We start from the raw sequence: 12813 nt of genomic DNA, 5'->3' as shown, positions 1-12813 counted from the left end.
CGAAGTGCCGCGCTGCTGAGCCGGGGCCCATGCCTCAGCGAACTCGGCGCAAATCTGGGTCCCGGCTCTGCGTCGCAACGTTGTACGTTGCGCCGCGTCCGGGACATGAGACCGTCCCGCGCAACGCAGCCATGATCGCACTTCCTTGCGCGCGTCCCGCGATTTCGGCCATCATGCGCCTCTCCTCGCGGCAACGCCCGCGGGCCTGGAGGAAACATGAAGAACAAGATCACCGGCCGCTCCGCCTTTCTCGCGTTGCTCAAGGACGAGGGCATCACGCATCTGTTCGGTAATCCCGGCACCACCGAGCTGCCGATCATGCATGCGCTGAAGGACCATCCCGACCTCACCTATGTGATGGCGATGCAGGAGAGCCTGGTGGTGGCGATCGCGGATGGATATAGCCGCGCCTCCGGCAAGCTTGTCGCCTGCAACGTCCATGTCGCACCCGGCCTCGGCAACGCGATGGGCTCGCTCTACAACGCCCAGTTCACGGGCACGCCGATGATCCTCACCGCGGGCCAGCAGGAGCAGGGACACGGCTTGATGGAGCCGGTGCTGTATGGGCCGCTGGTGCGCATGGCCGAGCCGCTGGTGAAATGGGCCGTCGAGGTGACGCGGCTGGAGGATCTGCCGCGCATCGTTCGCCGCGCCGCCAAGGTTGCGATGACGCCGCCGACCGGGCCGGTGTTCATCTCGCTGCCCGGCGACATCCTCAACAGCGAGGCTGGCATCGATCTCGGCCGCTCCACCCGCATCGACGCCCGCACAAAGCCGTCGGACGAGGCGCTGAAGGCTTTTGCCGCGCGCCTGCTCAAGGCCGAGCGCCCCGTAATCGTTACCATGGACGAGGTGGTCAAGAGTGACGCGCTGAAGGAGGCCGCCGAGCTCGCCGAGCTGCTGGGGGCGGCCGCCTATCAGTCCTCGACGCCCTACGGTTCGCACTTTCTCTCCGAGAGCCCGAGCTTCGTCGGCACGCTGGCGCGCGTGCAGAAGGTCGCGCGCGACACGCTCGCACCCTACGATCTTCTGATCGCGCTCGGCGGCGATCCCCTGCGGATGTCGGTCTATAGCGAGGTCGATGCGCTACCGGATGGTCTCGGCATCGTGCAGGTCGGCCTCGCCGATTGGGAGATTGCCAAGAACTACGGCGCCGAGATCGCGCTGAAGGCGGATCTGAAGGAGACGTTGCGCGCGCTGATTCCGGTGCTGAAGGAGATGGGCGGCGTTGCCCTGGCGAGCCGCGCGAAACAACGTCTCGCCGAGCTCGCACCGCAGAACTGGACCGCACGGCGCGGCGCGCTGGTGGAGCAGATCGGCAAGGCCGCGAACCGTAGCCCCATCGATCCGGACTGGCTGGTGTTGCAAATGGTGGAGGCCATGCCCGAAAACGCCATCCTGGTCGACGAAGGCCTCACCTCCAGCCGCCAGATCACGGCGTTGCGTGCGCACCGCGACCGCTTCGGCTATCACGGTCTCGCCTCCGGCGGCATCGGCTGGGGCCTACCGGCCTCGGTCGGCGCCAGCATTGCCAATCCGGATCGGCCCGTCGTCTGTTTCTCCGGCGACGGCAGCGCGATGTATTCGATCCAATCGCTGTGGACCGCGGCGCATCACAAGCTGCCGCTCAATGTCGTCATCGCCAACAATGGCGGCTACCGCATCATCAAGCAGCGCCTGCTCGCATTCCATGGCGATGACAATTACGTCGGCATGGATTTTGTCGATCCGCCAGTGGACTTCGCCGGGATCGCGAAGGCGCTGGGATGCGAGGCGATCAAGGTCAGCGATCCGCGGGAGCTAAAGGCGACGCTGGCGTCGGCGTTCAACCGTCCGGGGACGAAGCTGATCGAGGTGATGGTGGACGGGAAGGTGTAGGCACATCAACCTCCGTCATTGCGAGGAGCGAAGCGACGAAGCAATCCAGATTGTTTTCCGCGGAGGGATTCTGGATTGCTTCGCTTCGCTCGCAATGACGAGGAGGCGGCAGCGGCACTACCCCGTCTTCCCCACCCTGAACCCCGCCGCCGGATGCGGCGCACCTAGCCGCGCACGCCCCTCGCCAAACAGCTTCTCCCGCAGCGTGCCCTGCGCATACTCCTTCTTGTATCGCCCACGCCGCGTCAGCTCCGGGACCAGCATGTCGGCGATATCCTCGAAATCGCCGGGCGAGATCGCGAAGGCGACATTGAGGCCGTCGACATCGGTCGCCTCGAACCAATCCTCGATCTTGTCTGCGACCATCTCCGGCGTGCCGACCACGACAGGACCGGCCCCGCCGACGCCGACATGCTCGATGACGTCGCGCACGGTCCAGACGCGGTCGGGATCGGCGCGGGTGACGTTATCGAGTGCGCTGCGGCCGGCATCGTTCTGGACATGACGCACCTGCTGATCGAGTTCGTAGCCGGAGAAGTCGATGCCGGTCCATCCCGACATGAGGGCCAACGCGCCTTCCGGACTGATATGCGACCGGTAGTCGGCATATTTGGCCGCCGCTTCGGCTTCCGTGTTGCCGAGGATGATCGTCATCATCGAGAACATCAGGATCTCCGCGGGATTGCGGCCGAACGCGGCGGCCTCCTGACGGATCGCCGACACGCGCGGCGCGATCACCTTGGCCGACGGCCCGGACATGAACACGCATTCGGCATGCTTCGCCGCGAACTGCCGTCCGCGCGGCGAGGTGCCGGCCTGATACAGCACGGGCGTCCGCTGCGGCGACGGCTCGCTGAGGTGAATGGTGTTGTTGATGCGGTAGTTCGCGCCCTCGTGGTTGACGCGATGGATTTTTGTGGGATCGGTGAAGATACCGCGCTTGCGGTCGCGCAGTACAGCGTCGTCCTCCCAGCTCCCTTCCCAGAGCTTGTAGACGACCTCCATATATTCGTCTGCGATCTCGTAGCGGTCGTCATGCCCGGTCTGCTTGTCCTTGCCGGCGCCGCGCGCGGCGCTGTCGAGATAGCCGGTGACGACGTTCCAGCCGATCCGTCCCTCGGTGAGATGATCCAGCGTCGACATCCGCCGCGCGAACGGATAGGGCGGCTCGAAGGAAAGATTGCTGGTGACGCCGAAGCCGAGATTTTGCGTTACCGCTGCCATCGCCGAGAGCAACAGCAGCGGTTCATTCGACGGCGTCTGCGCTGCATTGCGCAAGGCTGCGTCAGGGCTGTTGCCATAGACGTCGTAGACCCCGAGTACGTCAGCCAGGAACAGGCCATCGAAGCGGCCGCGCTCCAGCGTTTTGGCGAGATCGATCCAGTAGGGCAGGCGGTTATATTCGGCAGTGCGGTCGCGCGGATGGGTCCACAGGCCCGGTGACTGGTGCGCGACGCAATTCATCGCAAAAGCGTTGAGCCTGATCTGCTTGGCCATGATGGTCCCCCGGCGCCCTGTACCGGGCGCTCTTCGAATGATAGAGCTGCGCTCGAACTTGGCGAAGTTCTTGCATATAACTCGACCTTGGCAAGGCCAAAATCAGCGGTGCTGCTGCGCTTGGCAAGCCAATCTCAAGAGAGCAAGAACGAAATCCCAAGACTATCGAAGTCCCCGCCACTTTCGGAGGCCCACCCGTCTCGGGTATGCTCCTTCGTCTCGCAACCTAAAAAAGAAAATAATGACCAGAGCCGATGCCATCGCCCGCGCCCGTGACGATTTCAAATCCGGCGCGTTCCTCACCGAACTCGACCGTCGCGTCGCCTACCGGACCGAGAGCCAGAATCCGAACCGGAGCGTCGAGCTGCGCGCCTATCTGGAACAGGAGATGGTGCCCGCTTTCGCCGCGCTCGACTTCGAAAGCCGCATGGTCGAATCTCCCAGCGGCAAGGCGCCGTTTCTGTTCGCCGAACACCACGAGAGCGAGACGGCGCCGACCGTGCTGATCTACGGCCATGGCGATGTCGTCGACGGCATGGAAGGCGAGTGGCGCGAGGGCCGCGATCCCTGGCGCACGACGGTTGCGGGTACGCGCCTCTATGGCCGCGGCACAGCCGACAACAAGGGCCAGCACAGCATCAACATGGCGGCACTCCGCGCGGTGCGCGACGCCCGCGGCGGCAAGCTCGGCTTCAACGCCAAGTTCGTCGTCGAGATGGGCGAGGAGATCGGCTCGCCCGATCTCGGCAAGGTCTGCGATCTCAATCGCGATGCGCTCAGGGCCGATCTGTTCATGGCCTCGGACGGGCCACGCCTGTCCGCCGACCGCCCCACACTGTTCCTCGGCTGCCGCGGCGGCATACGCATTCATCTCGATGTGAACCTTCGTGACGGCGGGCATCATTCCGGTAATTGGGGCGGCGTGCTTGCCAACCCTGCAACCATTCTGGTCAACGCGATCTCGACGCTGGTCGACGGCCACGGCCGCCTTCAGCTCAATGCGCTGAAGCCGCCCCGGCTCACCAACCAGATCCGCAGCTATCTTGCCGACGTGCAGGTGGTGCCGACCGAGGACGAGCCGGCGCTCGCTGAGAGCTGGGGCGAAGAAGGGCTGTCGGCGGCCGAGCGGCTCTATGCCTGGAACACGCTCGAAGTGCTGGCGATGTCGTCCGGCAATATCGAGAAGCCGGCCAACGCCATTCCCGGCCACGCCAATGCCGTGCTGCAACTGCGTTTCGTGGTCGGCACCAAAATCGACGGCCTGATCGACGCCGTCCGCGCACATCTGGTCCGGAAGGGCTTTCCGATGGTCGAGGTGCGGGCGGCGCAGAGCTTTGCCGCCTCGCGCACCGATTTCGACAGCCCCTGGATCAAGTGGGCGGCGGATTCGGTGCAGGAGACCACCGGCAAGGTGCCGGCGGTGCTGCCGAACTTCGGCGGCTCGCTGCCCAACGACGTGTTTTCCGAAATCCTGGGCCTGCCGACGATCTGGGTGCCGCACTCCTATCCCGGCTGCTCCCAGCATGCGCCCAATGAGCACATCCTGCTGCCATTGACCGAAGAGGCCTTGACGGTGATGGCCGGCCTGTTCTGGGATCTCGGGGAATTGCCAGGACCGTTAACACGCCCGCTAACCTGAGCGTTAACCTGAGCCGCCATCCAGTCGAAAGTCACATTCTATTCCGGCTTGTTTTGTGCTTGCATCCCGCCGGCATCATCCTGAAAGGGGACCAAAAGTGAAACACTTCCGTAGCATCGGCCTCGCGCTCGCCGCGACCTTCGCCGTCAGCCAGGCTGGGGCCGAGGAGCTGACCGGTACGCTGAAGAACATCAAGGACACCGGCGCCATCACGCTGGGCTTCCGCGACTCCTCGATTCCGTTCTCCTATCTCGACGACAACCAGAAGCCCATCGGATTCGCGATGGACATCTGCTACAAGATCGTCGACGCCGTAAAGAAGGAGCTCAAGCTCGACAAGCTCGAGGTCAAGCTCAACCCGGTGACCTCGGCGACGCGTATTCCGCTGATGGCCAACGGTACCATCGACCTCGAATGCGGCTCGACCACCAACAATGTCGAACGCCAGAAGCAGGTCGCCTTCACCAATACCCACTTCCTGACCGCCAGCCGCTACGTCTTCAAAAAATCAAGCGGCCTGAAGTCGATCGACGACCTCAAGGGCAAGACGGTGGTCTCGACTGCCGGCACCACCAACATCAAGCAGCTCACCGAAGCCAATGTTGCGAAAAGCCTCGGCGCCAACATCATCCCGGCCAAGGACCACGCCGAATCCTTCCTGATGGTCGAGACCGACCGCGCGGTCGCCTTCGTGATGGACGACATCCTGCTCGCGAGCCTCGTTGCCGGCTCGAAGTCGCCGGACGACTACGTTATCTCCAAGGATGCGTTCTCCAAGCCTGAGCCCTACGCCATCATGCTGCGCAAGGACGACGCGCCGTTCAAGAAGGTGGTCGATGCGGCGACCGCTGCGGTCTACACCTCCGGCGAGGGCCAGAAAATCTACGACAAATGGTTCACGGCCAAGATCCCGCCGAAGGGTCTCAACCTCAACACCCCGATCTCGCCCGAGCTGAAGCACGAGTTCGCCAAGCCGAGCGACTCGCCGAATCCGGACGACTATAAGTAAGCTCCGATCCGTCCTGGAATCAGGACTTGGGGATCAAAATGATGTCCGGCCACTCTTGACACCAGGGTGGCCGGACATTTGCATAGGCGCCCGGGACATCTGTGATTGGCGCGTTCGCGCGGGGGACACGTGAACTACCACTGGAACTGGGGAATTTTCTTCGAGCCCAACCCGATGGGGACCGGCACCTATCTCGACATGCTGCTGTCGGGACTGGTGCTGACCCTCAAGACAGGCGTGCTCGCCTGGATCATCGCGCTGATTTTCGGCACGATCGTCGGCGTGCTGCGCACATTGCCGTCAAAGACCGCGTCCTGGATCGGCTTTTGCTGGGTCGAATTCTTCCGTAACATGCCGCTGCTGGTGCAGCTGTTTCTGTGGTTCTTCGTGCTGCCGGAATTGCTGCCGAAATCGGCCGGCACTTGGCTGAAGCAAATGCCGAACGCACCGTTCTGGACGGCGGCGATCGGCATCGGCTTCTTCATGTCGGCGCGCGTCGCCGTGCAATTGCAGGCCGGCGTCGGCTCATTACCGCGCGGGCAGAGGATGGCCGCGACTGCGCTGGGCCTGACCACTGTGCAGGGCTACCGCTACGTGCTGCTGCCGATGGCGTTCCGCATTATCCTGCCGCCGCTGACCTCCGAATTTCTCAACACCATCAAGAACACGGCCGTGGCCATCACCATCGGCCTGCTCGAGCTCACCGGACAGGCGCGCTCGATGCAGGAATTCTCGTTCCAGGTGTTCGAGGCCTTTACCGCCGCGACCCTGCTTTATCTCCTCGTCAACGTCGTCGTCGTGACTGCGATGCGCTTCCTCGAGCGCTGGGTCGCGATCCCCGGCTACATCACGGGGAAATAGCGCCATGTTCAGCAATCTCGATTTCGACGTCATCCGCCGCGCACTGCCCTATCTGTTCTACGAAGGCATGACGTTCACGCTGATGCTGACGGGGCTCGCGGCACTCGGCGGCCTGGTCTTCGGCACGGCGATCGCGCTGATGCGGTTGTCCGGCTACAAGACGCTCGGATACGTCGCCGGCGTCTATGTCGACTTCATGCGTTCGCTGCCGCTGGTGCTGGTGATCTTCTGGTTCTACTTCCTGGTGCCCTATATCGGGCAGTGGCTGACCGGCTCGTCGCGCCCCATCAGCGTCGGCGCGTTCGCGTCCTCGCTCATCACCTTCATCATGTTCGAGGCCGCGTACTTCTCCGAGATCATGCGTGCCGGCATCCAGTCGATCTCGCGCGGCCAGCCTGCCGCGGCCAACGCGCTGGGGCTGACCTACGCCCAGACCATGCGCTACATCGTGCTGCCGCAGGCGTTCCGCAACATGCTGCCGGTTCTGATCACGCAGACCATCGTGCTGTTCCAGGACACCTCGCTGGTCTACGTGCTGTCGATTACCGACTTTCTGGGAGCTGCGAGCAAGGTCGCGCAGCGCGACGGTCGTTTGGTCGAAATGTATCTGTTCGCCGCAATCGTCTACTTCACCATCTCCTGTGTCGCATCCTACGGCGTCCGCCGCCTCCAGGCGCGCATCGCCATCATCCGTTAGAGCGTATCGGTCATGATCGAAATCAGCCACGTCGACAAATGGTACAGCCCGACCTTCCAGGTGCTGACCGACTGCACCACCAGCGTCACCAAGGGCGAGGTCGTGGTGGTCTGCGGACCCTCGGGCTCGGGCAAGTCGACGCTGATCAAATGCGTCAACGCGCTCGAGCCGTTCCAGAAAGGCGACATCAGCGTCGATGGAACCAAGGTCAACGATCCCAAGACCAATTTGCCGAAGCTGCGCTCGCGGGTCGGCATGGTGTTCCAGCACTTCGAGCTGTTTCCGCATCTGAAGATCATCGACAATCTCTGCCTCGCACAGCAGAAAGTGCTCGACCGGTCGCGCGACAAGGCGGTGGCGAAAGGCATGCAGCTGCTGGAGCGCGTCGGCCTGAAGGAACAGGCGCAGAAGTTTCCCGCGCAACTGTCCGGCGGCCAGCAGCAGCGCGTGGCGATCGCCCGCGCGCTCGCGATGGATCCCATTGTCATGCTGTTCGACGAGCCGACCTCGGCGCTCGACCCCGAAATGGTGAGCGAGGTGCTCGACGTCATGGTGGACCTCGCCCATGAGGGCATGACCATGATGGTCGTCACCCACGAGATGGGCTTTGCCCGCAAGGTCGCCAACCGCGTGATCTTCATGGATCGCGGCGAGATCGTCGAGGACGCCCCGAAGGAGGATTTCTTCGGCAAGCCCCGCAGTGACCGCGCGCAGAAGTTCTTGTCGAAGATTTTGTCGCACTGACTCCAGCGCCGTCAATCCGGGTTCATTCGCTGCGCGAACGCCCCGGAATGATGAAACGAGGGGTGATCGGTGCCCCCGATTCGCGTATAACCGCGCCAATTTCCTCTTCCCGCCAGGAGACCTGCCTTGGACTCGATCGCCTACGTCAACGGCTCATTCGTCCCGCTCTCGGACGCTAAAATCTCGGTCCTCGATCGCGGTTTCCTGTTCGCCGACGGCATCTACGAGGTCTCGGCGGTGCTCGACGGCAAGCTGATCGACAACGCCTCGCATCTGACGCGGCTGGAGCGCTCGGTCGGCGAGATCCAGCTGAAGCTGCCCGAGACGGTCGAGCGCATCACCGAGATCCAGAAGGAACTGATCGCGCGCAACAAGGTCGAGAACGGCCTCGTCTATCTCCAGGTCACGCGTGGGGCCGACAAGGGCCGCGACTTCGCCTTCCCCAAGAGCGACGTCAAGTCGAGCCTGGTGATGTTCACCTCGGAGAAGGACATCATCAACGCGGCCATCGGCCAAGACCGGCATCAACGTCATCACCGTGCCCGACATCCGCTGGGAGCGGCGCGACATCAAGAGCGTCGCGCTGCTGGCACAGGTGCTTGCGAAACAGGCGGCGGCCGAAGCCGGTGCGGGCGAGGCTTGGATGCTGGAGGACGGCTACGTCACCGAGGGCGGCTCGTCCTCGGCGTTCATCCTGACGCAGGACGACGTCATCGTGACCCGCAAGAACTCCAACGCGATCCTGCCGGGCTGCACCCGCAAGGCGGTGGTGGCGCTTGCGGAAGAGCGCCAGCTCCGGGTCGAGGAGCGTTCCTTCACGGTCGCCGAAGCGCTCGCCGCCAAGGAGGCCTTTGCCACCTCGGCGTCGCTGTTTGTCCAGCCGGTGGTTGCGATCGACGGCAAGAAGATCGGCGACGGCAAACCCGGCCCGATGGCAACAAGGCTGCGCGAGATCTACGTGGAGTTCGCCAAGGCGACGGCGGTCTGACGAAGCTGCCATAGGTGGGGCAAATGCGCGCTTGCGCCGTGCCCACCCTTGTATTAGCGCGCCGCAGCTCACGCCACCGACGCCTTCACCTTCACCGGATGAACCGCACGGAACGCGATAGCGATCCTGTTCCAGGCATTGATGGCCCCGATCAGCATCGTCAAGTTGACCGTCTCCACCTCGGAGAATTGTGCGCGGACCTGTTCGTAGACGTCGTCAGGCGCGTGCGTCTCGGAGATCAGCGTCACCGACTCGGTCCATGCCAGCGCGGCGCGCTCGCGGTCGGTGTAGAGCGGGGATTCGCGCCAGGCGTTGAGCAGATAGATGCGCTGCTCGGTCTCGCCGCGCTTGCGGGCGTCCTCGGTGTGCATGTTGATGCAGAAGGCACAGCCGTTGATCTGCGAAGCGCGGATCTTGACGAGCTCGATCAGCGATTTCTCCAGTCCCGTCGACTGGATCTGCTCTTCCAGCGCCATCAGCGCCTTCATCGTGTCGGGTGCGGCCTGGTAGAAATTCATGCGGGGTTTCATGGTCGTTCTCCTTGCTTGCTGGGTTGATGTCAGTGGGCGCCGCCGGCCGAGGCATGGCCGGCCTTCTTCAGGAAGAGGGTAGCGATCAACGCGACGATCAGTGCCACGCCGAGCAGATAGAAGGTGTCGCTGAAGGCGAGGATATAGGCCTGCTTCTGCACGATATGGCCGATCGCAACATAGGTGCGATGCGACGCGTCCGCACGGTCGAGGATGCCGTGATTGACGAAGTATTGGGTGAGCTGTTCCAGCCGCGTCCGCGTCGCCTGCTCGAACACCGAGACCGACTGCATCAGCACGTTGGAGTGATACTGCTCGCGCTTGGTCAGCAGGGTCTGCAACAGCGCGATGCCGACGGCGCCACCGAGATTGCGCATCATGTTGAACAAGCCGGAGGCCGAGCCCGCGTTCTCCGGTTCGATGCCTGATGTCGCCACCGCAGACAGCGGCGCCATCACCAGCGCCTGGCCGATCGCACGAACCACGTTGGGGCCAGAGCAATTGATCGGCGGCATAGTTGCCGGTCATGTAGATGTTCATGAAGTTGGAGGCCGCGAACAGGACGAAGCCGACGCCGATGATGAGCCGCGCATCGAGCTTCTGCATCAGGCGTGGCACCAGCGGGATCAGCAGGAGCTGCGGCAGGCCGGTCCAGGCCAGCACCATGCCGATCTGCTCGGCATTGTAGCCCTGGATGCGGGCCAGATATTGCGGCAGGATGAACACCGAGCCGTAGAGCGCGATTCCCAGTAGGAAGTTCGCGAGCATGCCGAAACCGAAATTGCGGCGAACGAGCAGACGCAGGTTCAGGAGCGGCTTCTTCACCGTGAGCTCGATGATCAGGAAGGCGGTCAGCGCGACGGCCGCGATGACGGAGAGCTTGACGATGAAGGGCGAGCCGAACCAGTCGTCCTTGTTGCCTTCCTCCAGGACGGTTTGCAGCGCGGACAGTCCGATCGCCATGGTGATGATGCCGGCCCAGTCGCCCTCGCGCAGCAACGACAGCTTCATCGGCTTTGCGTCCAACGCGTACCAGAGCATGCCGACCATGATCGCGCCGGGGACGACATTGACGTAGAAGATGTACTGCCAGCCAAAATTCTCGGTGAGATAACCGCCGATGGTTGGGCCGATCGCGGGCGCGAACGTCGCCGACAGCGCAAACAGCGCAAGCCCGACCGGCTGTTTTCCGCGCGGCAGCAACGTGATGATCAGCGTGAACGCCATCGGGATCAGCACGCCGCCGGTGAAACCTTGCACCGCCCGCAGCACGATCATCTGCGGCAGGTCCTGCGCCAGCGCACAGGCGGCCGACAGGATCAGGAACAGGACCGCGTTGGTGAGGAGATAGATGCGGATCGAAAACACCTGCGCGAGCCAGCCGGACAGCGGGATCACCACGATCTCCGCGATCAGATAGGAGGTCGAGATCCAGCCGCCGTCGTCGATGCCGGCGCCGATCGCGCCCTGGATGTCGGCGAGCGAGGCGTTGACGATCTGGATGTTCAGCACCGCCATGAAGGCGCCGAGCGTCGCGCCGATCACGGCGATCCAGGTCTTGGTGGAAACCGCCGGCGTGGCGGGAGCGGCTCGAGCGGGAATGCCGGCGGCGGAAGCGGCGTTCAGGGCGGGTTGGAGAGTGCTCATGGAAGGCCTCGTCTCGGATACGGAGACAGGATGCATCAGGCGAGTGTTTTCGATAATCGAGCAAGCGTTGGAAGGATCGTCCGGCAGGACTTGATAATGCTGCCGGAGTTGGCCTTTAGCCGCCGTTGGGTCGCGTCGCATTGTCGGCGAGGCGCTTGGCCGTCTCGCGCTCGGCCAGCACGGTCGCCTTGGTGTCGACTGTCGGCTGCGCCGACATACCGGGGCGCAGCAGCCCGGTCAGGCGGTGGTCGTCGAGCACGATCTTCACCGGTACGCGCTGCACGATCTTGGTGAAATTCCCGGTGGCGTTGTCGGGCGGCAGCAGTGCGAATTCGAGGCCGCTCGCCGGCGACAGGCTGTCGACATGGCCGCGCAGGATCTGGTTGCGGAAACTGTCGACATGCAGTTCGACCGGCTGGCCGGCGCGAACATGGGTGAGCTGGGTCTCCTTGAAATTGGCGACCACATAGACCGCATCGAGCGGCACCACCGCCATCAATTGCGTGCCGGCCTGCACGAACTGTCCCACGCGCAGTGAGCGGGCGCCGACCGTGCCGTCGACCGGCGCGGCAATCTCGGTGTAGGAGAGATTCAGCGTCGCCTGCTCCGCGACCGCGCGCGCGTGTTCGAGCTGGGCTGTGGCCTGCGCGCGCTGGGTGGTGAGTACGTCGATCTTGCGCTGTGCGGCCACGAGGCCCGACTTCGCGTGTTGCAGTTGCGCGTTGCTGGCGCGCAACGCAGCGTCAGTCTGCTGGGCGCGCTGGATCGTGCCGGAGCCCGACTTCATCAAATCGTCGTAGCGGGCGCGCTCCTCCTGCGCGAATTTCAGATTCGCGTCCGCAGCAGTCACATCGGCCGTGCTCTGCTCGATGATAGGCTGCTGAAGTTCGAGTTGGGCATCGAGGTTACGCACCGACGCTTCCGCCGCAGCCACATCGGCGCGGGCCTGGTCGAGCGCCGCCTTGAAGTCGCGGCCGTCGATCTTTGCCAGCACCTGGCCCGCTTTGACCTTTTCGTTGTCGCTGACCAGCACCTTGGCGATATAGCCCGAGACTTTTGGCGCGATAATCGTGGAGTCGGCCTTCACATAGGCATCGTCGGTTGTCTCGAGGTAGCGCCCGGTGGTCCAGTAATCGTGTCCGTAATGGACAATCGCTGCCGTGCCCGCGAGAAGAGCGAGCACCAATGCCGCGCGCCGGACGATATTCCGCGCCGGCACCGGAAGCGGAACCTTGGGGTTATCATGAGTGATTTCAGTCGCTTGCTGGAAGTTTTCGGTGCGGGGCATCTCGGACATCGCGATCTCCTATCGGCTGACTGAGA

At 63.5% G+C, this 12813-nt stretch carries 9 protein-coding genes and 2 pseudogenes; 7 read left to right on the top strand and 4 right to left on the bottom strand.

Translation table 11 applies throughout. The annotated features are described in order from the left end of the window. Nucleotides 1-216 precede the first annotated feature (216 nt). Nucleotides 217-1878, top strand: coding sequence for a thiamine pyrophosphate-binding protein (locus tag ACVWW3_RS26325; protein ID WP_456648172.1), 1662 nt, complete (start codon nt 217-219; stop codon nt 1876-1878). Nucleotides 1879-1995: 117 nt separating this feature from the next. Here the strand turns inward: ACVWW3_RS26325 and ACVWW3_RS26320 are convergent, their stop codons facing one another. Continuing rightward, the gene (locus tag ACVWW3_RS26320) at nt 1996-3375 is read right to left on the bottom strand and encodes an LLM class flavin-dependent oxidoreductase (RefSeq protein ID WP_456648173.1); all 1380 of its coding nucleotides are present in this window, start codon (nt 3373-3375) and stop codon (nt 1996-1998) included. A 241-nt stretch (nt 3376-3616) separates the two neighbouring features. Between ACVWW3_RS26320 and ACVWW3_RS26315 the strand changes: the two genes are divergently transcribed. The 6 genes and pseudogenes from ACVWW3_RS26315 (at nt 3617) to ACVWW3_RS26290 (ending at nt 9313) form a co-directional block, all read left to right on the top strand. Continuing rightward, on the top strand, nt 3617-5014 hold the full coding sequence (locus ACVWW3_RS26315) for a M20 family metallopeptidase (RefSeq protein ID WP_456648174.1): 1398 nt from the start codon (nt 3617-3619) through the stop codon (nt 5012-5014). Nucleotides 5015-5111: 97 nt separating this feature from the next. Then, a complete protein-coding gene (locus ACVWW3_RS26310) occupies nt 5112-6023 on the top strand; it encodes an amino acid ABC transporter substrate-binding protein (RefSeq protein WP_247339742.1) in 912 nt (303 codons plus the stop codon). A gap of 129 nt (nt 6024-6152) precedes the next feature. Beyond that, on the top strand, nt 6153-6884 hold the full coding sequence (locus ACVWW3_RS26305) for an amino acid ABC transporter permease (RefSeq protein WP_247339743.1): 732 nt from the start codon (nt 6153-6155) through the stop codon (nt 6882-6884). Nucleotides 6885-6888: 4 nt separating this feature from the next. Then, nucleotides 6889-7581: an amino acid ABC transporter permease gene (locus ACVWW3_RS26300; RefSeq protein WP_247339744.1), complete on the top strand. Its 693-nt coding sequence runs from the start codon at nt 6889-6891 to the stop codon at nt 7579-7581. A gap of 12 nt (nt 7582-7593) precedes the next feature. Then, nucleotides 7594-8325: an amino acid ABC transporter ATP-binding protein gene (locus ACVWW3_RS26295; protein WP_247339745.1), complete on the top strand. Its 732-nt coding sequence runs from the start codon at nt 7594-7596 to the stop codon at nt 8323-8325. Between the two features lie 126 nt (nt 8326-8451). After that, a pseudogene (locus tag ACVWW3_RS26290) lies at nt 8452-9313 on the top strand (D-amino-acid transaminase). A 68-nt stretch (nt 9314-9381) separates the two neighbouring features. On the opposite strand, the gene ACVWW3_RS26285 reads toward ACVWW3_RS26290, so the two are convergent. The 3 genes and pseudogenes from ACVWW3_RS26285 to ACVWW3_RS26275 form a co-directional block, all read right to left on the bottom strand. Beyond that, entirely contained in the window at nt 9382-9801 is a 420-nt protein-coding gene (locus ACVWW3_RS26285) for a carboxymuconolactone decarboxylase family protein (RefSeq protein WP_456672423.1), read from the bottom strand. 71 nt (nt 9802-9872) lie between these two features. Beyond that, nucleotides 9873-11490 (bottom strand): annotated as a pseudogene (locus ACVWW3_RS26280) (MDR family MFS transporter). Nucleotides 11491-11605: 115 nt separating this feature from the next. Next, nucleotides 11606-12787 (bottom strand): HlyD family secretion protein, encoded by a 1182-nt coding sequence (locus tag ACVWW3_RS26275; protein ID WP_456648178.1) that lies wholly within the window; start codon nt 12785-12787, stop codon nt 11606-11608. Nucleotides 12788-12813 lie beyond the last annotated feature (26 nt).

The sequence above is a fragment of the Bradyrhizobium sp. LM2.9 genome, from assembly GCF_054056555.1.
The sequence above is the reverse complement of the archived record's forward strand: the minus strand, read 5'-3'. Positions and strand labels throughout refer to the sequence as shown.

Bases quoted from the DNA above. Each gene is read 5' to 3' on its own strand.
- ACVWW3_RS26325 (WP_456648172.1), top strand. From the start codon at position 217: ATGAAGAACAAGATCACCGGCCGCTCCGCCTTTCTCGCGTTGCTCAAG.
- ACVWW3_RS26285 (WP_456672423.1), bottom strand. From the start codon at position 9,801: ATGAAGGCGCTGATGGCGCTGGAAGAGCAGATCCAGTCGACGGGACTG.
- ACVWW3_RS26320 (WP_456648173.1), bottom strand. From the start codon at position 3,375: ATGGCCAAGCAGATCAGGCTCAACGCTTTTGCGATGAATTGCGTCGCG.
- ACVWW3_RS26275 (WP_456648178.1), bottom strand. From the start codon at position 12,787: ATGTCCGAGATGCCCCGCACCGAAAACTTCCAGCAAGCGACTGAAATC.
- ACVWW3_RS26315 (WP_456648174.1), top strand. From the start codon at position 3,617: ATGACCAGAGCCGATGCCATCGCCCGCGCCCGTGACGATTTCAAATCC.
- ACVWW3_RS26300 (WP_247339744.1), top strand. From the start codon at position 6,889: ATGTTCAGCAATCTCGATTTCGACGTCATCCGCCGCGCACTGCCCTAT.
- ACVWW3_RS26295 (WP_247339745.1), top strand. From the start codon at position 7,594: ATGATCGAAATCAGCCACGTCGACAAATGGTACAGCCCGACCTTCCAG.